This is a genomic window from Accumulibacter sp. (assembly GCF_029255145.1).
Lineage (GTDB): Bacteria > Pseudomonadota > Gammaproteobacteria > Burkholderiales > Rhodocyclaceae > Accumulibacter.
On record NZ_JAPUVQ010000131.1, the window covers coordinates 64,982 to 85,677 of the forward strand.

At 65.8% G+C, this 20,696-nt stretch carries 11 protein-coding genes; 5 read left to right on the plus strand and 6 right to left on the minus strand.

What is annotated here, in order from left to right; translation table 11 throughout:
• Positions 1 to 64: 64 nt before the first annotated feature.
• The 3 genes from Q1L50_RS15710 to Q1L50_RS15720 all read right to left on the minus strand — a co-directional run bounded on the left by Q1L50_RS15710 (position 65) and on the right by Q1L50_RS15720 (position 7,692).
• Positions 65 to 2,539, minus strand: a complete 2,475-nt coding sequence (locus Q1L50_RS15710) for an EAL domain-containing protein (RefSeq protein ID WP_300340381.1) — start codon at positions 2,537 to 2,539, stop codon at positions 65 to 67.
• Positions 2,536 to 4,053, minus strand: a complete 1,518-nt coding sequence (locus tag Q1L50_RS15715) for a bacteriohemerythrin (protein WP_300340383.1) — start codon at positions 4,051 to 4,053, stop codon at positions 2,536 to 2,538. The genes Q1L50_RS15710 and Q1L50_RS15715 overlap by 4 nt, the downstream gene beginning before the upstream one ends.
• Before the next feature lie 117 nt (positions 4,054 to 4,170).
• Positions 4,171 to 7,692 (minus strand): PAS domain S-box protein, encoded by a 3,522-nt coding sequence (locus tag Q1L50_RS15720; protein WP_300340386.1) that lies wholly within the window; start codon positions 7,690 to 7,692, stop codon positions 4,171 to 4,173.
• Positions 7,693 to 8,052: 360 nt separating this feature from the next.
• Between Q1L50_RS15720 and Q1L50_RS20070 the strand changes: the two genes are divergently transcribed.
• Together Q1L50_RS20070 and Q1L50_RS15735 are read left to right on the plus strand one after the other, a co-directional pair.
• Entirely contained in the window at positions 8,053 to 10,986 is a 2,934-nt protein-coding gene (locus Q1L50_RS20070; protein ID WP_366145253.1) for a PAS domain S-box protein, read from the plus strand.
• A 78-nt stretch (positions 10,987 to 11,064) separates the two neighbouring features.
• Positions 11,065 to 12,300 carry an RtcB family protein gene (locus Q1L50_RS15735; protein WP_300340389.1) on the plus strand — a complete coding sequence of 412 codons (1,236 nt, stop codon included), beginning with the start codon at positions 11,065 to 11,067 and terminating at the stop codon, positions 12,298 to 12,300.
• Positions 12,301 to 12,363: 63 nt separating this feature from the next.
• Here the strand turns inward: Q1L50_RS15735 and Q1L50_RS15740 are convergent, their stop codons facing one another.
• Entirely contained in the window at positions 12,364 to 14,157 is a 1,794-nt protein-coding gene (locus tag Q1L50_RS15740; RefSeq protein ID WP_300340392.1) for a GspE/PulE family protein, read from the minus strand.
• A 168-nt stretch (positions 14,158 to 14,325) separates the two neighbouring features.
• Here Q1L50_RS15740 and Q1L50_RS15745 point away from each other — a divergent pair, with 168 nt between their 5' ends.
• The gene (locus Q1L50_RS15745) at positions 14,326 to 14,892 is read left to right on the plus strand and encodes a hypothetical protein (RefSeq protein ID WP_300340394.1); all 567 of its coding nucleotides are present in this window, start codon (positions 14,326 to 14,328) and stop codon (positions 14,890 to 14,892) included.
• A gap of 86 nt (positions 14,893 to 14,978) precedes the next feature.
• On the opposite strand, the gene Q1L50_RS15750 is transcribed toward Q1L50_RS15745, so the two are convergent.
• Together Q1L50_RS15750 and htpG are read right to left on the minus strand one after the other, a co-directional pair.
• Positions 14,979 to 15,494 (minus strand): DNA-deoxyinosine glycosylase, encoded by a 516-nt coding sequence (locus tag Q1L50_RS15750; protein ID WP_300340397.1) that lies wholly within the window; start codon positions 15,492 to 15,494, stop codon positions 14,979 to 14,981.
• Positions 15,494 to 17,413 carry a molecular chaperone HtpG gene (htpG, locus tag Q1L50_RS15755; protein ID WP_300340400.1) on the minus strand — a complete coding sequence of 640 codons (1,920 nt, stop codon included), beginning with the start codon at positions 17,411 to 17,413 and terminating at the stop codon, positions 15,494 to 15,496. Before htpG ends, Q1L50_RS15750 begins: the two co-directional genes overlap by 1 nt.
• A 381-nt stretch (positions 17,414 to 17,794) precedes the next feature.
• Between htpG and Q1L50_RS15760 the strand changes: the two genes are divergently transcribed.
• Entirely contained in the window at positions 17,795 to 19,108 is a 1,314-nt protein-coding gene (locus tag Q1L50_RS15760; RefSeq protein ID WP_300340402.1) for a patatin-like phospholipase family protein, read from the plus strand.
• 18 nt (positions 19,109 to 19,126) lie between these two features.
• The gene (locus Q1L50_RS15765; protein WP_300340405.1) at positions 19,127 to 20,689 is read left to right on the plus strand and encodes a radical SAM protein; all 1,563 of its coding nucleotides are present in this window, start codon (positions 19,127 to 19,129) and stop codon (positions 20,687 to 20,689) included.
• The last annotated feature ends 7 nt before the right edge of the window (positions 20,690 to 20,696 follow it).

Sequence of the window (20,696 nt, forward strand, 5' to 3'; positions counted from 1 at the left end):
CTCACCGTACCGCCAGTCGCCGCCGTGTTGAGCATCGTGGGGGCGCAAGGACTCCGGCCACCGCTCAGCCGCCGTCGCTGCTGAAACGTTCCTTCCAGGCGCGGAAAGCGTCCCTGATCTCGCTCTTCAGGTGTTCATCGTCCCAGGGCTTGCTGAGGTACTTGTGGATCGATCCGCGGTTGATCGCATCGGTGACCGCGGTGATCTCCGAGTAGCCCGAGAGCACCAGGCGCACCGTGCGCGGGTGGAGCGTCTTGACCCGGGACAGCAGTTCGGTGCCGGTCATCTGCGGCATGCGCTGGTCGGACACGATCACTTCGACCGTTTCGCGGGCCAGCACGCCGAGTGCCGCGGCGGCGCTGTCGGCGACCAGCACCCGATAGCCTTCGCGGCGCAAGACGCGCCTCAGCGCCGACAGGATACTGGGCTCGTCGTCGACCAGCAGCACCGTCGGCGGGGTGTCACCCTTGCCGGCGCCGAAATCGAGCCGCCTGCCCGAACGGCGCAAGGCAGCGATTTCGGCGGCCGGCAGTGGCCGCGAGAACAGGTAGCCCTGCATCTCGTCGCAGTCGCTGCGGCGCAGGTAATGCATCTGCTCCTCGGTCTCGACCCCCTCGGCGAGCACCACCTTGCCAAGCTTGTGCGACATGGCGATGGTCGCCTGCGCGATCGCCGCGTTGGTCGGATTGCTGGTGATGTCGCGAACGAAGGACTGGTCGATCTTGACGACGTCGATCGGAAAGCGCGAGAGGTAGGCGAGCGACGAATAGCCGGTGCCGAAATCGTCGAGCGACAGCCGCACGCCGATTTCCTTGAGCCGGTCGCTGGTCCGCGCGGCGATCGCCACGTCGTGCATCATCGCCCCCTCGGTGATCTCCAGTTCCAGCGTTCGCGGGTCGATGCGGTGCTGGGCGAGCGCATCGCCAACCGTCGAGTACAGCTTCGGAAAGCGGAAATGACGCGCCGACAAATTGACCCCGACCTTGATCGGCGGCAGGCCGGCGTCCAGCCACTCGCGCATCTGCCGGCACGCCTCGGCGAGCACCCACTCGCTGATCGGGATGATCAGCCCGCTCTCTTCGGCCCAGGGAATGAATCGGCCCGGCGGCACCAGACCCCGCTCCGGATGCTGCCAGCGCAGCAGCGCCTCCAGCCCGATCAGCGCGCCGGTCTGCAGGCTGAGCTGCGGCTGATAGTGCAGGATCAGCTGCTGCCGGTCGACCACGTGGCGCAATTCGCCGAGCAGTTCGCGACGATCGGCGTCTTCGCCACCCGCCGCCCGGTCGAAGGTGACTGCGCTGTCGCCGCCGTCGCGCTTGGCCAGTTGCGTGGCGCTGGCGGCGCTCGCCAGGAGTTCGCCGGCATCGCTGCCGTCAGCCGGAAAGCAGGCGATGCCGATCGACATGGTGAGTTCGATGCTCCGCTCGCCGACCTTGAACGGTGGCCGAATGGCCGCGAGGAGGCGGCTGGAGACTTCTTCGCAATGCGCCGCCAGAGGCACTTCCGGGGCCGGCAGCAACAGACCGAACTCGTCGCTGCCGAGGCGCGCGACGACGTCGGCCTCGCGGACGGTGGTGTCGAGCCGGCGCCCGATCTCGACCAGAACGCGGTCGGCATCGTCGTGCGCGAGCAGGCTATTGACGCTCGAAAAGTCATCGACGTCGAGATGGACGACGGCAATTCCGGTCCTGGCGGCGCTGGCGCGCTGCGCCAGACGCGCCAGTTCGACCAGGAAACCGGCACGGTTGCGCAGCCCGGTCAGCGCGTCGGTGCTGCTCAGCTCCAGCAGTCGCATTTCGGCTTCGTGCTGCTTCGACGAGTCTTCGCCGATGGCGAAGTAGAAGCTGCAGCGTCCCGCCTGGTCGACGATCGGTGAAATGGTCTTTCTCTCGGTGTAGATCGCGCCGTCCTTGTGCCGGTTGACGAACTCGCCAGTCCAGGTCAAACCGGCACCGAGTGCTGCCCACATCGCCTGGTAGGTCTCGTCGGGAGTCAGCCCGGAGCGAAACATCTGCGGGCGGCGCCCGATCACCTCGTCGACGGCATAACCGGTCATCGCCAGTGCCGCCGGGTTGGCGAAGAGGATCGTCAGGTCGGCGTCGGTGATGACTATCGACAGCGGGTTGTTCTGGGCGATGTGCTGGAACAGCAGCGCCGAGGCCATGCTCTGGTGCACCCGCGTGACGTCGGCGCCGACCAGAAAGATCGGCGCGAGGATTGCGTCGGCCGCGACGCGGTATTCGATCGACCAGGAAATCCAGATCTGCCGGCCATCGTGGGTGGTCAGCGGCGCCTCTACCTGGTGAACGCCGCGGTGCGCGCTGCAATCGCGAAGTTCGGCGAGGAACTCGGGCGAGTTCGTCGGGTCCGCGCCGAACAGTTCGATCAACGGCCGCCTGAAAACCTGTCCGAGCCGGGCGAAGCCGAGCAGGCGCAGGCCAAAGGAGTTGACATACCAGACCTTGAGATCGGCGTCGACGCGGATCACCACCATGCCGAGCGCATCGTAGATCGATTCCTGCGGCGTCTCCGGGCTCAAGGCCGCGTCCCCCCGGCTGGGCCGGCGATCGGCAGCAGCACACGGAAGCGCGACCCACACCCTGGCTGGCTATCGACGCTGATCGTGCCGTGGTGGCGCTGGACGATTTCCGACGCGATCGCCAGCCCCAGGCCGCTTCCCTGGCCGACCGCCCGGGTGGTGAAGAAGGGCTCGAAGATCCGCTCCTGGACTGCCTGTGGTATGCCGCTGCCGGTATCCTCGACTTCGACCCAGGCGTAGCGCCCTTGCTGGCCGGTGCGCAGGGTGATCGTCCCGGCGGTGGCGATCGCCTGCCCGGCGTTGACCAGCAGGTTTACGAACACCTGATTGATCTGCGCCGGAAGACAGCGCACCGCCGGCAGCTCGCCGAAGTCGCAAACCACCTTGACCTTGTCGTGCTGCTCGTTCCAGACCACCTTCAACGCTCTCTCCAGCCCGCGATTGAGGTCGGCGTCCTGCCACTCGGCTTCCTCACGGTGCGAAAAATCCTTGAGGTCGGTAACTATCTTGCGCACCCGCGCCAGGCCGTCGGCCGAATCGCGGATCAGGTCGGGGATGTCCTGCCGCAGGTAGTCGAGTTCGATGTCCTGCCATGCCTGCTCGGCGGCAAGCCGCGCCGGATGATGGCGGGCCAGCGCCGCAACCGCTGGCGCCGTGGCATCGATGGTCGCCAGCAGACGTTCGACATAGTCCTTGAGCGAGGCCAGATTCAAACTGGCGATACCGACCGGTTTGTCGATCTCGTGCGCCACCCCGGCCGCGAGCTGACCGACGGCGGCCACCTTTTCGGACTGCAGCAGGCGCCCTTGCGTTCTCTCGATGGCCTCGATCGCCCGCTGCAGCTCGCCCTGCTCGCGCAACAGGTCGGCATTGGTCGCCGCCAGTTCGCGGCTGCGTTGGTCGACCTGTCGCGCGAGATCGGCGTTGGCCTCGACCAGTTTCGCCCGCGCCGCCTGCAGCTGCACGTTCGCCTCAACGAGTTTGCGGTTGCGCTCGGAGACGACCGCATAGAGGTCGAGCAGCGCGTCGGCGAGCACCGTCTGCGCCGTATCCTCCTTCGTTTCGCGCGCCAGCGTCGCCGCTTCGGCAGGCGTGTGCCCACTGGCGATCAGCGCCAGTTGCCTGGCCATCGACTGGTCGTCGGTGAGCAGGTGGAGCGTCAGCCAGTTGGCCAGGAAGCGCAGCAGCAGCTGACCGTCGATCTGTTCGTCGGCATCGACCTGCCGCCGCATCAGCGCAACTTCATCGACAAAGGCGCGGTGCGCACGCGCCTGCTGGCCGAGGCACGAATCTCCCAGACCGCCCTCGCGCATCAGGCGTTCCTCGTCGCGAAAGTGCGTCTGCGCGTATTCCGCCAGACGGTCCAGCAGCGCTTGGGCGGCCTCGGCACCGACCGGCTCACCGCCAGAGAGCAGCGGTGCGACGTCGTTGATCAGATCGACGAGTCGGCGATGCTGGCCATCGATCAGGTCGATGCCGGTCACAAAGTGCCTGCTCCATTTCATGAAGGTCATAGCTGTTCTTTCTGGTGCATCGGCCAATGCCGCCCGGCCGGCAAGGCCACGCGCCCGCCCCCGCAAGCGTCAGCGAGCAGCCGGCCGGGTGCAGCGACGAGGACGCCGTTCATGCGTTCATGCAGTCATCGAACCGCTCTGACTGCCGTCGATCGGCAGCGTGATGCGAAAGCGCGTGCCGCGACCGACCGCTGACCGGAAGTCTATACGACCGTGATGCTTTTCGACGATCCCGAAGGCAATCGAAAGGCCAAGCCCGGTCCCCTGGCCGATCTGCTTGGTGGTAAAGAAGGGCTCGAACAGCCGCTTCTGAACTTCTGGCGACATGCCGCGCCCGGTGTCCTCGATCTCGACCCAGACGGCATTGACCACACCAGCCGCATCTACCTCGCTGCCGGTGCGAATGTCGATTCTTCCGCGCGTCTCGATCGCCTGCGCGGCATTGACCAGCAGGTTCATGAACACCTGGTTGAGCTGCGACGCCAGGCAGTTGATCGGTGGCAGTCCGGCGTAGTGGCGTTCGACGTCGGCCTTGTACTTGAGCTCGTTCCAGACGATGTTGATCGTGCTGTCGAGACCCTGCTCGAGGTCGGCCCACTGCCACTCGGCCTCGCCGACGCGCGAGAAGTCCTTGAGGTCGATGACGATCTGCCGCACACGTTCGAGCCCTTCCTTGCTTTCAGCGATCAACTTCGGCAAGTCCTCGACGATGTACGGATGGTCGCACGCGGCCTTGAGCCGGCGAACCTCGTCGAACATGCTGCCGCCGGCTTGCGCCGGCAGCTGCGCCACGCGGTCGACAGCGGCGTCGATCGCCAGCAGGTCGTCGACGTACCCGGCGAGCGTCCCGAGGTTGGAGTACACGAAGCCGATCGGGTTGTTGAGTTCGTGCGCCACGCCGGCCGCGAGCTGTCCGATCGCCGACATCTTCTCCGATTGCAGCAGTTGCAGGTGCGCCTGTTCGAGCTGGTCCTTGAGTTCGGTCACCTCGGCGAGCCGGCGCGCCAGATCCGCCTCGGCGCGCCCCCGGCGGACGACGTTCCAGACGTCGTTGCCGATCAGTTGCACGCTGGTGACGTCGAAATCGTCATAGGGGCCCGTCTTGTTACCCACCCCGATGATCATTCGCACCGCGCCCTCGTCGAGCACCGGCACCGAGATCAGCCGCTGCAGTGGCGCGTGCCCGTCGGGCAGGCCGCGCCGGGCGGGATGCGCGGCGTAATCGTTGAAACAGACGGCGCGGCTCTCGCGGCAGCAGTCGGCCCATATCCCCGCCTGGCTGATCGGGTAGTGGGCGTCGAACATCGCGCTGCAGCTCTGCAGCGCGCCAGCGGTCCAGGTCGACAGCTCGATCGTCTCCTGGTCGTCGTTGACGAAATGCAGGAAGCCGATACGGCTGGTGGTCAGTTTCTCGGCGAGTTCGAGGGCGCAAGCGAGGAACTCCTTCTCTGGCAGCGTCCCGCCACGCGCGTTGATTTCGAGCAGCGCCGTGGTTCTCTGCTCAAGCTTGTAACGCTGCGTCACGTCGATCGTGATGCCGCCGAGCAGGGGCGGATCATCGTTCTGCCTGATCACGAAGCGGATCGACTGATACCTGCTGTCGCCGTAGCTGCGCTCGACGACCTCGCTGTTGCCGGAATCGAGTACCTGGCGATCGCGGGCGCTGACCCCTTCGCCCCGATCGCCGGGAAAGATCTCGGCGCTGGTCTTGCCGATCAGCTGTTCGGCGTCGCGGTGCAGCAGGTCGCGGCAGCGGCGATTGACGTGCAGCATGCGCAGCGACTGGTCCTTGATGTACGCCAGCCCGGGCAGGTGGTCGAGAAAATTCCTGAGCATTTCGCGCGTGTGGCCGAGCTCACGTTCGGCGCTCTTGCGCGCGTCGATGTCCTCGATGATCACCACGAAGTGCTTCGGCGTACGGTCTTCGTTCCAGATCAGCGCCACCGTGATGTTCACCCAGACGCTGCCGCCGTCCTTGCGGATGTAGCGCTTTGCCTTGCTGTAGGTGGCGATTTCGCGCGCCAGCATGCGGTCGACCTCGGCGACATCGGACGCCAGGTCGTCCGCGTGCGTGATGTCCTGGAAACGCAGGCGCAGCAGTTCTTCCTTGCGATAACCGACGATCTCGCACAAGCGATCGTTGACGCTCAGCCAACTGCCGTCGGGGGCCACCAGCGAGATTCCCACCGCGGCCTGCTCGAAGGCCGCACGCAGTTCCTCTTCGCTCTGGCGCAGCCTGGCCTCGTCGCGCCGCTGCGCGGTGACGTCGAGGACGACGCCGACCACCGTCGGCTTCGCCGCGTCGGGCGCCAGCAGCTGCGCCGTGCTGCGCACCCAGCGCAGGCTGCCGTCCAGCGGTCGAACGATCCGGTATTCGATGCCAGGAACATCGTGCCTGGTGGCCACCACGTTGCGAAAGGCGCGGTCAAGCGCCTGCCGGTCATCGGGGTGCACCAGCGCCAGCCAGCCCGCCCAGCTGTGGGGATAGGCCGCGTCGGCGCCGGCGATCGCGTACAGGGACTCGCTGACACCAAAGCGGTCAGTAGCGACCTCGTACGAGAAGAGACCGAAGCCACCGACCTGCTGCGCCTGCCGGATCCATTCGTCGCGTTCGAGCAGGCTGGCCGTCGCCGCCGCCTGTTGCTGCCAGTGGCGGCTCAGCAACAGCCCCAGCAGGGTGCTCAGCACGGCAAACAACGCCACCCCACCGGCGCCCACCCAGGCGTGCCGCCGCCATGCCGCGAGCACGGCCGCGCGCGGCTGTCCGACGATGACGTAGAAACCGAATGTCGCGCTGCGCGCGTAGGCGACCAGCATCTCGGTGCCGGTCCTCGTCGTGGCAAAGAAACCCTCCTGTGGCGCTGTTTCGACAGCCGTTCGCAGGGCAGCGACCAGCAGCCCGCTTTCGCCCTCGGCAGCGTCAGACTGCCAGGCACGGCCCGCCACCCAGCGAAACTCCGAGTCGATCAGGCCGACTTCAGCCGGGTCCTTGGCGACCATGCCGATCAGGGTGTTGTGCAGGTGCTCGACGCGCAGCGATGCCAGCACGATGCCATTGAAGCGCCCGTCCGGAAGAGCTATCCGCCGCGCCAGGACGATGATTGGCGTGCGGGTGATCCGGCCGGTCAGCGGCTGACTGATCGCCAGCCCGGCCTTCGGATCGTCGCGCAGGTGGATGAAGTAGGCTCTGTCGGCGATCGGGACCCGACTTCGGCGGTCCTCCGCAGGCGAATAGACGATGTTGCCATCGGCATCGGCGATGCGCAGCAGCGCCAACGCCGGATGCCATCCGGCAACGCGCTGCAGCCAGTTTTCCACTTCGTCGCGCCCATGCGAGATCTGCTGGGCGTACTCTTCCGCAACGATCTGAAGCGTCAGGTCGATCCTTCCGTACTGGTTCTCGACCTCCTTGGCGATCAGCCGGACGAGCGCCGCCCCCTGCGCCTCGCTCTTGTGTTCCTCGCTACGCCGCGACTCGGCGAAGAAGTACAGTACCGCAGCGGCGACCGCCAGGTTGAGGCCAACGATGATGACGGCGAGGTAGCGGCTGAAGAGCTGCGGCGGCGCCGACCAACGACGCATCCCGCCGGTACTTGACGGCTGCTGGCCTGGCGATGTGGGCGAGCTTGCATCAGACATGACTTTGCTGGTTCTCCGAAAGCGCTCTGACGCGCGTCTGGCCGTCCAGCGAGGGAGAATAAGCCCAGCGCGGCAAAAAGGCCATCGCAATAAGGGCCTACCCGGCGTTGCCGACGCGACATTGCCCAGGCCGCCGGTACGGGGCACGACGCGCTGCCGCGGCGCTGGCCGGCGATGACCAAACGGGTGCTCTCTGATAAAGTTCGGTTCGGCGCGACGGTGACCGCGAGAGCGCAGCGAAAGGACCCTGATGAGCAGTCTGGAAGGTGCGTCGATCCGCGCAGCAAGCCGGGTGCGCGAAGCGCGCCAGCGCTTCGCCGTGTGGGCGCGCCGCCCGTCCTGCCGCGCGCGGACCTTGCCATGACGATCAAGCTGAGCATCCGTCAGGGCCTGTGGCTGTTCGTCGTGCTTGGCGCCATGATCCTGAGCAGCATCGCCGGGCTGGGCATGTGGGGCACCTGGCGCGGCCAGGAGGGTCTTCGTCAGGTGCTCGAAGACGAGGTTGGACCTACGCAGAACCTGATTGTGGTCGACAAGGAACTCACCCACCTGCGCGCGCTGTTGTACGGCGTCCTCAACGACGACATGAGCGCTGCGGGTGCCCGACTCCACCTTGAAACGGCCCGCCGCGACCTTCCCCGCGCCTGGGCGCTGTATCGCGAGGCGACGGCCGGCGAGGCCACCGCCGATGAGCAGCACCTGGTCGACACCATCGAAGAGGCCATGCTCTGGCTGCCGGGCTTTGCTTACGGCCTCGACGAACTGCTGGCCCGGCGCGACCTGGCGGCGATCGCGACCGTCCTGAAGGAGGACTGGTGGGCGTTGCAACTGCAGGTGGTGATCCCGGTCCGGCAGCTGATCGCGTTGCAGGAAGGCCACGTCGCCGAGTCTTACGCCGCCGCACAAGCCGTCTATCGGAAAGCGCTGTTCGGCGAGCTGGCGCTCTTTGTCGTTGGGTTGGTGCTGCTTCTGACGTTTTCGCGCCGGCTGTTGCGCTACGTCGGCTACAAGCTAGACGTCATCGAGGGCGCCCTGCTGCGGATCGGCCAGGGGGACTTCGACACGCGCGTCAAGGGCACTCATCGCGGTGAGTTCGGCCGCATCATCGTGGCACTCGACCGGACCGCCGATACCCTGCGTGCGGATCGCGAGGCGATCAATATCCTGCAGCAGCGCCAGGCGTCGATCCTCGAATCGATGGTCGAGGGGCTCTACGGAACCGACGCCGAAGGCCGGATGAACTACGTCAATACGGCGGCCGAGCGCCTGCTTGGCTGGACCGCGGCCGAGATGCTCGGCCAGCGCCCGCACGCCATGTTTCACCACACGCGCGCCGACGGCAGTCCGTATCCGGCCGCGGAATGTCCGCTCTCAGGCGCCCGACTTCGCCAGGAACCGAGCGCCGCGAGCGATGAAGTGTTCTGGCGCAAGGACGGCAGCAGCTTTCCGGTCGACTTCGCCGGTTCGCCGATCGTCGCCGGCGAACGCACGGTTGGCGCCGTGGTCGTCTTTCGCGACATCAGCGAGCGGCGGAGCGCAGAGCGTGCCAGGCAGAAGTTGCTCGCCGAGTTGCACCAGCGCAACGAGCAACTGACGGTGACCGAGGACCAGTTGCGTCGCAAGGAGGAGGAGCTGCGCAGCGTCCTCGACAACCTGCGCGACGGGGTGATCACGATCGATGAGCAGGGTTTGATCCGCTCGTTCAACCCGGCGATCTGCAGCATCTTCCAGCAGCCGCCGGAAGCCTTGTACGATCAGAGCGTGACGATGCTGATACCGTCTGAACTGCGCGAACCGCATCGCCGCGGCGTGGCGCGTCATCTCGCCACCGGTGGGGCGCACCTGCTCGGCAAGACGGTCGAACTCGAGGGGCTGCGCAGCGACGGATCGCGCTTCCCGATCGAGCTGTCGATCAATGCCTATTCGGTCCGCGGAGAGCGTTTCTACAGCGGCATCATCCGCGACAGCACCGCCCGCAAGGACGCCGAAAAAGCCTTGCGCAATGCCCTCGACCAGGCCCAGGAATACCTCGACGTGGCGCTGGCGGTGATCGTGGTCATCGACTGCGACCTGCGCGTGCGGATGATCAACCGCGCGGGCTGTGAGTTGCTCCGGCTGAGCGAAACCGAGATCGTCGGCGCCAAATGGTTCGATCGCTTCGTTCCCGAGCCGCAACGCGAGTCGCTGGGCGACAGCTTCCGGTGCTGGCTGGCGGGCAGACCGAAGGGCGTCATCGCCGCCCACAACCAGAACGACCTCCTGACCGCCGACGGCCGGATCAGGCGCGTGTTGTGGAGCAATGCCCTGCTGCGCGATTCGTCCGGTACGGTGACCGAGACGCTGAGTTCGGGCATCGACATCACCGAGCAACACGCCGCCGAACTGCAGCTGCACGCCAGCATCGAGCACCTGACCGAGCTCAACCGCAAGCTCGGCGAAGCGCAGAACCAGTTGCTGCAAGCGGAGAAGATGGCTTCGATCGGCCAGCTGGCAGCCGGCGTGGCGCACGAAATCAACAACCCGGTCGGTTTCGTCAATTCCAACCTCGGCAGCCTCAGGGACGAAGTGAGCAGCCTGCTGCAAGTGATCGATGCCTATGCCGCTGCCGACACGGTCATCGCCGAGCATCCCGCGCTGCGCGACGCGATTGCCGCCGCCAGGGAAGCCGCCGATCTGGATTACGTGCGCGACGACGTCGGCAAGCTGATCGATGAATCGCTCGAAGGCCTGCAACGCGTCCGCAAGATCGTCCAGGACCTCAAGGACTTCTCCAGGGTGGACACCGCGGAGTGGCAGTTCGCCAATCTCGAGGCCGGCCTCGACAGCACGCTGAACATCGTCTGGAACGAAATCAAGTACAAGGCCGCGGTACACAAGGAATACGCCGGTGTTCCCGAGGTCGAATGCATCCCGGCGCAGATCAACCAGATCCTGCTCAACCTGCTGGTCAATGCCGCACACGCCATCGAACAGCGCGGCACGATCACCCTGCGCACCGGCTTCGATGCGCAGCAGGTGTGGGTCGAGGTCGAGGACAGCGGCAAGGGCATCGCCCCGGGGAACCTGGAGCGGATCTTCGAACCGTTCTTCACCACCAAGCCGGTTGGCCAGGGGACCGGCCTCGGACTGTCGCTGGCCTACGGCATCGCCAAACGACACGGCGGCCGCATCGAGGTCAGCAGCGAAGTCGGCCGCGGCACCCGCTTCCGCCTGCTGCTGCCGAGCACGCGGCCGCCGGCCGATGCGCTGGCGGCGACCGCTGCCCTGACTTCCGTCGATGACCAGCAGCACTGAGCGCGCCGCAGCCATGCCGACCTTCGCCGGCTCGCTGTTACCTGCGCCAGCCTGGGCCGGTACCTCCGGCAACGACGGATGGTCGGCACGGAGCGCGACGCCATCGAAGTGATCGAGGTCGCCGAAGGCCGACCGATCAAGACGTGGACCGCAGGCGTCCCGGTCGAGGCCGCGGCGCGCCAGCAGTTGCTCAACACCGCCCGCCTGCCGTTCATCTTCCACCACCTGGCGGTGATGCCCGACGTGCACCTCGGCAAGGGGTCGACCATCGGCAGCGTCATCCCGACCAGCGGCGCGATCATTCCGGCGGCGGTCGGCGTCGATATCGGCTGCGGGATGATCGCCACCCGCAGCACGCTCAAGGCCGGCGACCTGCCGGACCAGCTGCACGGCCTGCGCTCGGCGATCGAGCGCGCGGTGCCGCACGGCCGCACGATCGGCCACGGCCAGCGCGACCAGGGCAGCTGGCGAGACCCGCCGCCATCGGTCGACGCGCTCTGGGCGGGGCTGCTGCCCGGCTTCAAGCGCATCGTCGCGAAATATCCGCAGCTGCACGATGCCAACCACCGCCAGCACCTCGGCACGCTGGGGACCGGCAACCACTTCATCGAGGTCTGCCTCGACGAAGCCGAGCGCGTCTGGTTCATGCTCCACTCGGGGTCGCGCGGCGTCGGCAACGCCATCGGTCGCTGCTTCATCGCGCTGGCGCAGGCCGACATGCGCCAGCATCTGGCCACGCTGCCCGACCGCGACCTGGCCTATCTGCGGGAAGGCAGCGTCCATTTCGACGATTACCTCGAAGCCGTCGGCTGGGCGCAGGACTATGCCCGCTGCAACCGCAGCGCGATGATGGCCCAGGTCGTCGCCGCCGCACGCCAGGTGATCGGCCAGCCCTTCGCGATCGACGCCGAGGCGGTAAATTGCCACCACAACTACGTAAGGAAGGAAACCCACTTCGGCAGCGAGATTTTCGTCACCCGCAAGGGCGCACTCTCGGCCCGCCAGGGCGAACCGGGGATCATCCCCGGCTCGATGGGCGCCCGCAGCTACATCGTCCGCGGCCTGGGCAACGCCGAATCGTTCTGCTCGTGCAGTCACGGTGCCGGACGGGTGATGAGCCGCAACGAAGCCCGGCGGCGGTTCACGCTCGCCGACCAGCAGCGCGCCACCGCACACGTCGAGTGCCGCAAGGATCAGGAGGTGATCGACGAGATCCCGATGGCCTACAAGGACATCGACGCCGTGATGCACGCCCAGCGCTCGCTGGTCGAGATCGTGCATACCTTGCGGCAGGTGGTGTGCGTCAAGGGCTGACTCGCCGGGGTGAGCGCGGCAGCGCACCGTCGGCGAGACGGTGCGGGGCGAGCACTGCCGCTGTCAGGCGTGTTCGATCGGCGGCGCGACCTTGAAGATTTCGGCCAGCGTGGTGACCCCGGCGGCGACCTTCATCGCCCCCGAGATGCGCAAGGGTTTCATCCCTTCGCGGAATGCCATCTCGCGGATCTTGGCAATGTCCTTGTTTTCGCTGATCGCCAGCTTGACGTCCGGCGACAGCATCAGAATCTCGTACAGGCCGACGCGTCCGAGGTAGCCGGTCATGCGGCAGTCGAGACAGCCCACCGGCCGGTAGAAGCGCGCCGGACGGTTGGCTTTCCAGGGAGCGACCAGCTGATCCCACATCGTTTCCTCGAGGCCGTTCGCCTGATGCTCCTGCTTGCAGTGCGGGCAGAGAATGCGCACCAGCCGTTGCGCCATTACCCCGAGCACCGTCGCACTGAGCAGGTACGAGGGAACGCCGAGGTCGAGCATGCGGGTCACCGCGGCCGAGGCGTCGTTGGTGTGCAGGGTCGACAGCACCAGGTGGCCGGTGAGCGCCGCCTGGATCGCCACTTCGGCGGTTTCCAGGTCGCGAATCTCGCCGATCATGATGATGTCCGGGTCCTGCCGCATCAGCGCCCGGACGCCCTGCGCGAAGCCGAGGTCGATCATGTTCTGCACCTGCATCTGGTTGAACGCGGCCTCGACCATTTCGATCGGGTCCTCGATGGTGCACACATTGACCGCCGGCGTCGCCAGTTGCTTGAGCGTCGAATAGAGCGTCGTGGTCTTTCCCGATCCGGTCGGGCCGGTGACCAGGATGATCCCGTTGGGCCTTTCCGACATCGTTTTCCAGCGCGCCTGGTCGTCGTCGGTGAAACCAAGGTCGGCGAAGCTGCGCACCAGCACCTCGGGGTCGAAAATCCGCATCACCAGTTTTTCACCGAAAGCGGTGGGCAAGGTCGACAGCCGCAGTTCGGCCTCCTGACCGTCGGCGGTGCGGGTCTTGATCCGGCCGTCCTGTGGTCGGCGCTTCTCGACGACGTCCATCCGGCCGAGAATCTTGACCCGGTTGATCATCGCCGCCATGACGCTCATCGGGATCTGGTAGACCTGATGAAGAACGCCGTCGATCCGGAAACGCACGATGCCGACTTCGCGCCGGGGCTCGATGTGGATGTCGCTGGCGCGCTGTTCGAAAGCGTACTGCCACAGCCAGTCGACGATGTTGACGATGTGCTGGTCGTTGGCGTCGAACTGGCGATTGGTCCGGCCAAGCTCGACCAGTTGCTCGAACGACGACAGGCTGCCGCCCTGACCGCCGAGCTGCGCGGCCTTCTTGACCGAACGCGCCAGGTTGTAGAACTCGACCAGGTAGCGCGCCACATCGACCGGGTTGGCCAGCACCCGGCGGATGTCCTTCTTGACGATCGGCCGGATCTCCTTTTCCCAGTCGCGCAGGAAGGGCTGTGTCGTCGCCACCACCACTTCGCGCGTCGTCACCTTGATCGGCAGGATGCCGAAGCGCGTCGCGTAGGCGCTCGACATGACTTCGGTGACGGCTGTGAAATCGACCTTCAGCGGGTCAATGTGGTGGTAATCGAGCCCGACCCTGCGCGCCAGCCACTCGCCGAGTTCTTCCAGGTTCAGCGCTTTCGGCGGCTCCTGATGCGACTTCCATTTCTGGTCGGCGAGGATCACCAGCGGATGCGCGACGAGGCGATTGAGACGGCTCTCCTTGAGCAGGGTATCGGCCTCCGGCTGGCCGACCAGGCGATCCTCGACCAGCCAGCCGAGGAGCTCAGCGAGCGTCAGACGATGTTCGTGGACGGTATTGACCGCTGCTTCGGGCATCTGCGCGCTTCCTGGACGATGATCGGCAACTATACCGGACAAGGCTCGCACTGCTCAATGCCGGCCGCCAGACGGTGTAAGATGGTGCCGCCCCGGCTCGCCAGCCGGGTGCCCCTTCTGGCGGCCGATCAGGCGGCCAGCACTCGAGCAAACCATCAGGAGACCCCCATGCGCCACAATTCACTGATTATCGCTGCAGTCGCCGCCGCCCTGTTGCCGATGCCGGCAGCGGCCCAGTTCGCCGCCGGCATGCAGAGCGGGATGGGCCAGGGGATGTACGGCACGGGGCCGGGCTCGACCGGAATGGGAGCGGGCATGCACGGCGGCAAACGCCACCAGGCGATGCACGGCCCGGCCGATTGCAGCAAGTCGGCCAACCCGGAACAATGCGCGGCGCGCCAGGAAGCGCACCGGAAAGTCTTCGAGGCCTGCAAGGACCAGGTCGGTTCGGCGCGCCGCCAGTGCATGCAGGAGCAGGCGCAGAAAACCGACTGCACGCAAGCGCGCGACGCGCAGCAATGCCAGGCCCGCAAACAGGCCTACGCGGCGTGCGCCAGCCAGTCGGGAGCGAAGTTCCCGACTTGCGTGCAGCAGCGGCTGCCGTCCGCCGCCTGCAGCACGGCGACCGACGCCGCCCTCTGCGCGCAGCACGAGAAGGCCAGGACCTTGTGCGCCAACAGGAACGGACCGGACCATCTCCAGTGCCTGCGTGACGTCCTGGCACCGGGCAAGTAACGCGGGTTGAATGGGTTGAATGGGCCGACCCGGGTGATCGGGTAGCCGGCTGCAAGCAGCGCGGCGCACCAGCCGCATCGGGACCGTCAGTTGCCGGCGGTCAGCTGCAACGCCACCGCCGCCGCTCGCCACCTTTCCAGCTTGCTGGCGAAGGCCAGCGTATACGCCGGGCTGGTCGACGGCAGGATCCGCGTTTCGTAACCCTGCGCCTGGAACCAGCAAGCGGCTTTGCCGGCGGTCTGACCGTTGAAGCAGACGCTGACCAGGCGTGGCGCGTCCACCAGCAGCCGCGAGAAGTCGTTGCGTACCGGCGACTCGATCGCCGAATCGAGCGCACCCCGCCGCCGGCAACTGCGGTAGACGTCCCAGACGCCGAGCCGATGACGCAGCAGGCAACGCTGCTTCTCGGCGTACGCGAGTTCGGGCAGAGGCTCGTCAAGGACGGCGCCGAGCAGCCGCCAGAACTGGTTCTGGCGGTGCCCATAGTACTGTTGCGCGGCCAGCGACGCCGGTGAAGGGAAGCTGCCGAGAATCAGCGTTCTGACCCCGGCGTCGAGAATCGGCGGCAGTCCGTGCAGAAGCTCCGGGCCGCCACCGCTCACTAGCGTCCGCTACCCAGCGACAGCGCCAGCATCAGGTCGTTGATCCGCTTGACGAAACCCGCCGGGTCGTCGAGCGAGCCCCCTTCGGCCAGGGTTGCCTGCTCGAGCAGCAGGTTGGCCCAGTCGTCGAAACGGTTTTCCTCGTACTTGAGGCGCTGCACCGCCGGGTGCCGGGGGTTGATCTCGAGGATCGGCTTGCTCGCCGGCGCCTGCTGCCCGGCAGCCTTGAGGATCCGCTGCAGGTTGCCGCCGAGGTCGTACTCGTCGGCGACCAGGCACGACGGCGAATCGGTCAGGCGGTGCGTGACGCGAACGTCCTTGACCTTGTCGCCAAGCGTCGTCTTGACCTTTTCAAGGAGCTCCTTGTACTCGTCAGCGGCCTTCTCGGCCTCTTCCTTCTCGGCGGAGTCCTCAAGCGTGCCGAGGTCCAGCCCGCCTTTGGCCACCGACTGCAGCTGCTTGCCGTCGAACTCGGTCAGGTGACTGGTCACCCACTCGTCGACGCGATCCGAGAGCAGCAGCACTTCGATGCCCTTCTTGCGGAAGATTTCGAGGTGCGGGCTGTTCTTCGCGGCGGTGAAGGTCTCGGCCGTGACGTAGTAGATCTTTTCCTGCCCCTCTTTCATCCGCGACACGTAGTCGGCCAGCGAAACGCTTTCCTCGGGCGTGTCGGCGTGCGTCGAGGCGAAGCGCAGCAGCTTGCCGATGCGCTCCTTGTTGGCGAAGTCTTCGCCGACGCCTTCCTTCAGCACCCGCCCGAACTCCTTCCAGAAGGTGGTGTACTTTTCCTGCTCGGCGGCTTCCTCGCTGTCAGCCAGGCCTTCCAGCAGGCCCAGCACGCGCTTGACACAACCGCCGCGAATCGCCTCGATGTCGCGCGACTGTTGCAGGATCTCGCGCGAGACATTGAGCGGCAGGTCGTTCGAGTCGACCACCCCGCGCACGAAGCGCAGGTAGAGCGGCATCAGTTGCTCGGCGTCGTCCATGATGAAGACACGACGGACGTAGAGCTTGATGCCGTGGCGCGCACCGCGGTCGAGCAGGTCGAAAGGTGCTTTCGACGGGATGTAGAGCAGTTGCGTGTACTCCTGCTTGCCCTCGACGCGGGCATGGACGTGCGCCAGCGGGTTCTCGAAGTCGTGCGCGACGTGCTTGTAGAACTCGTTGTACTGCTCGTCGCTGATCTCCGACTTGGGACGCGTCCATAGAGCCGAAGCCTGGTTGACGGTTTCGTCCTCGTCGGTGACCACCTGTGCCTTCTGCTCGTCGTCCCAGCGCTCCTTTTTCATCAGAATCGGCAGCGTGATGTGGTCGGAGTACTTGCGGATCGTTTCGCGCACCTTCCAGCTCGACAGGAACTCGTCCTCGCCGTCGCGCAGGTGCAGCACCACCTCGGTGCCACGCGCTGCCCGCTCGACCATCTCGACGGTGAAATCGCCCTCGCCGCCCGACTCCCAGCGGACGCCCTGATCGGCTTCCAGACCGGCGCGGCGCGAGGTCACGGTGACCTTGTCGGCGACGATGTACGACGAGTAGAAGCCGACGCCGAACTGGCCGATCAGGTGCGCGTCCTTCGCCTGGTCGCCGGTCAGCGCCGAGAAGAATTCGCGGGTACCCGACTTGGCAATCGTTCCCAGGTGCTGCACCGCCTCGTCGCGCGACAGGCCGATGCCGTTGTCGGTAATGCTGATCGTCCGCGCTTCCTTGTCGAAGGCGACGCGAATCTTCAGCTCGGCGTCGTCACCGTACAGGCCGGCATTGTTCAGGGCCTCGAAGCGCAGGCGGTCGCAGGCGTCGGAAGCGTTGGAGATCAGCTCGCGCAGGAAGATCTCCTTGTTGCTGTACAGCGAGTGGATCATCAAGTTCAGCAGCTGCTTGACCTCAGCCTGAAAGCCTAGTGTTTCCTTTTGTGCACCCATTGAAAACTCCGTGAAAGCGTTATGAAAGAACCCGGATCGAACCAGACTGCCGCGCGCCAGCGCGCAATGGAGCACCACTTGGGGGCAATCGCAGCGATTTCAAGGCCCGCCGGCGAAGCCGGGAACCGCGCATCGGCTCCCTACGGTGCTGGCTCGCGAAGCCGTTCATCATTGGAAAATGATCGTCGGCGCCGACCTGCTCCGGTTACCGGACCTTCGCACGCACCGTGCCGGCAGTCAGTGCGGCCACGGTAAAGCAACCCGCGCGCGACTGAACCCCTTGCCCGGAAGCAATCCATGCGGAGCGAATTTAGCGCATAATATCATCTGTCTGAATTCTCGATAAAAAGGAAGCTCGGTAACTTTTTGGAAGCCTTGCCGATGGAATCCAGCTCCGGCAACAAGCCCTTCCGCATCTTGTCGCTCGACGGCGGCGGCACGTTTGCGTTGATTCAGGCAAAGGTGCTTGACGATCTTTTCCCGGGCGAGGATGGGCATCAGGTTCTCAGCCATTTTGACCTGGTGTCGGCGTGCTCGGGCGGGGCGATCGTCGCCGCAGCACTGATCGAGGGTTATGCGCCGCGTGAAATCTTCGGTCTGTTCGACAACCCGGTCAATCGCCACGAACTTTTCGGGCGCTTGCCCTGGTACCGGAGTCTATTGCAGTTGCTTACCGGTGTTCTTTCACCTTCGAGCCCGGTCGGCAAGCGTTTTTCCACCGACGGCAAGCTTGCATTCCTGCATCGCATACTGCCCGGGATGGGCAGCACCCCGCTGCAGGACCTGCACGGCATCCTCAACGCCAGTATCGCTTCGCTGCGGGCGCGGCGCGATGAAGCGAGCCGACCCCTGTCCTTCCTCTTTGTCACCTACGACTTCGATCGCGACCGGGCGCGCATGATGCGCAGCAATGTCGGCAGCCCGGCCGCCAGTTTTCCGCACCGGCAGCAGCGCGCGACGCTGGCGCAAGCGGCGCATGCGTCAAGTACCGCACCGATCAACTGGTTTGACAAGCCGGCCGAATTTGACGGCTGTCGCTTCTGGGACGGCGCCATGACCGGCTACAACAATCCGGTGCTGGCGGGCGTTGTCGAGGCCATCGCCCTGGGTGTGCCGCGCCGCGACATCGGCGTGCTGTCGCTGGGCACCAGTACGGTCTTTCTGCCCGAACAGGGCACCCCAGGGATCCCGGATGCGCTCTGCCGGTCGCGCGCCAGAACCGGCTTCCTCCCTGAACTGGTCAAGGTCGGCAAGACGATCATCGCCGACCCCCCGGATGCGCACACCTTCATCGCCCACATGATGCTCGACGGCGGGCTGCCGCTCGACGTCTCGTGTTGCCCCTACACCGAAACCGCGGTCGTGCGCATGAATCCGGTGATTCAGCCGATCATCGACCGCGCGACAGGGGAGTGGACCGTTCCGGCCGGCTGGAGTATCGACGAGTTCCGGCGCATCGCCGAGATGGATATCTCGGCGAGCAGGCAAGACGACGTCGACTTGATCAAGCGGCTATGCGACGGGTGGTTGGGTGATGGCTGGCACAACCAGCCGGTCCGGGGTTGCGGGATCTGGGCATCGCCGCCTTCGCAGTCGCCCTCGCCCACCTCGCCGAGCACCGATCGTCTGTGCGAAATCGGCCATCGCTGGTACAGCGACGCCAGGGCGGCCTGGACCGCGCTGTCGGCTCAGTGACAGCGGACTGAGCCCCTCATGCCGAAGCCACGAATCCTGATCGTCAACTGCTATTCCGACAACCACCGCGGCGCAAGGGGGAACCCCTGGATTGTGCCGCAGTCGATTGCGCCAGCCGTACTGGCCGGAATGCTGGACCCGCCCCGCGTCGATATCCGGCTCGCCTGCGAGTTTCGCGACGGTCCTTTCGAGGATCTTCACGCGCTGCAATGGGCGGAGCTGCTGGTACTGACCGGCCTGAACCCGGCGTTCGACCGCATGAAGCAGGTGACGGCCTATGCCCGAGCGGTCAATCCGGGCATTGTCGTGGCGATGGGTGGGCCTTTGGCGCGGATGCTGCCGAATCTCAGCCAGCGCTACTTCGATTTCGTCTGCGGCGACGATGTCGAGCAGCTGGTAGCGGTCGTCGATGCCGTCTTTGGCCCGGGGCACGCCGCCGAAACGCCGATTCCGCGCCACGATCTGTTGCCCGCGAGTCGCATCATTGGCTACGCCGAATCGTCCCGCAACTGCAACTTTCGCTGCAGCTTTTGCTCCATGACCGCCGAAGACCGCAAATTCATGGCCTACGACCTTGCCGCTGTGCGCCGGCAGATCGAAGCCCTTGGCTACCGCCAGTGTGTGATGTTCCTCGACCAGAACTTCTTTGGCGGACCGCGCGCTTACTTCAAGGCGCGCATGGCCCTCCTGAAGGAGTTGTTCGAGCAACGAAGGTTCGGCGGCTGGGCGGCGCTGGTGACCGCCGATTTCTTCACCGACGCCGACAACCTCGCGCTGGCACGCGAATCCGGCTGCATCGGCTTTTTTAGCGGCGTCGAATCGTTCAGCCGCGCGCAGGTCACTGCCTTCAACAAGAAACAGAATCTGCTGCTGCCACAGGAGGAAACAATCGCTTCCTGTCTGCAGGCCGGTCTGGTCTTTCACTACGGCCTGATCTTTGACCTGGCTGACCAGACCATCGACGAAGTGCTGGCGGAAACCGAATTCATCGTCGCCAACCCGCGCATCACCCTGCCGAGCTTCCTCAGTTTTGCCATCCCGCTGCTGGGCACGCCGCTGTTCGGCAACAGGCTGCGCGAGGGGCTGTTCCTGCCGAACGTCAGGCTGCGCGACATGGATGGGCGATCGCTGCTATGTCACCCTCTGGACTCCGTCGAGAAGGCCGTCGCCTTTGCGGCGCTGATGGATAAAGGGCTGATGTCAAAGCGCAAATTGGCAGCGCATGCGTGGGGATTCTGGCGCCGCTATGGCGCCACGCTGTCCGGCTGGGGACTGTTGAGCGGCCTAGGAAATGCCTGGGCGATGAGCTACCCGCGTTTCGGCAGCAATGGTCGCGACGGCATCCGGCCCGGCCGGGACGGCTGCCGCAGCTACCTTGCCGGCCGCGAACCGCTGGGGTCGCTGTATCGTCCACGGATCAGGATTCCCGAACGCTACCGCGCGCATTTCGAGCCGCTATGCGTCACCGGTCCCGATGGCGAGCTGCACGACGACCTGCTTGACGACGCCGCCCGCCTGCTCCACCCGGTCAGCGGCGAAACGGCGACCATTCCCACCTATAATGCGGTCGCAGTGCCCTGACCCGAGC

Excerpts from the sequence above, each read along its gene's own strand:
- Q1L50_RS15735 (WP_300340389.1), top strand. The coding sequence starts at position 11,065 with ATGGTCGGCACGGAGCGCGACGCCATCGAAGTGATCGAGGTCGCCGAA.
- htpG (WP_300340400.1), bottom strand. The coding sequence starts at position 17,413 with ATGGGTGCACAAAAGGAAACACTAGGCTTTCAGGCTGAGGTCAAGCAG.
- Q1L50_RS15715 (WP_300340383.1), bottom strand. The coding sequence starts at position 4,053 with ATGACCTTCATGAAATGGAGCAGGCACTTTGTGACCGGCATCGACCTG.
- Q1L50_RS15765 (WP_300340405.1), top strand. The coding sequence starts at position 19,127 with ATGCCGAAGCCACGAATCCTGATCGTCAACTGCTATTCCGACAACCAC.
- Q1L50_RS15740 (WP_300340392.1), bottom strand. The coding sequence starts at position 14,157 with ATGCCCGAAGCAGCGGTCAATACCGTCCACGAACATCGTCTGACGCTC.
- Q1L50_RS15760 (WP_300340402.1), top strand. The coding sequence starts at position 17,795 with ATGGAATCCAGCTCCGGCAACAAGCCCTTCCGCATCTTGTCGCTCGAC.
- Q1L50_RS15720 (WP_300340386.1), bottom strand. The coding sequence starts at position 7,692 with ATGTCTGATGCAAGCTCGCCCACATCGCCAGGCCAGCAGCCGTCAAGT.
- Q1L50_RS15745 (WP_300340394.1), top strand. The coding sequence starts at position 14,326 with ATGCGCCACAATTCACTGATTATCGCTGCAGTCGCCGCCGCCCTGTTG.
- Q1L50_RS20070 (WP_366145253.1), top strand. The coding sequence starts at position 8,053 with ATGACGATCAAGCTGAGCATCCGTCAGGGCCTGTGGCTGTTCGTCGTG.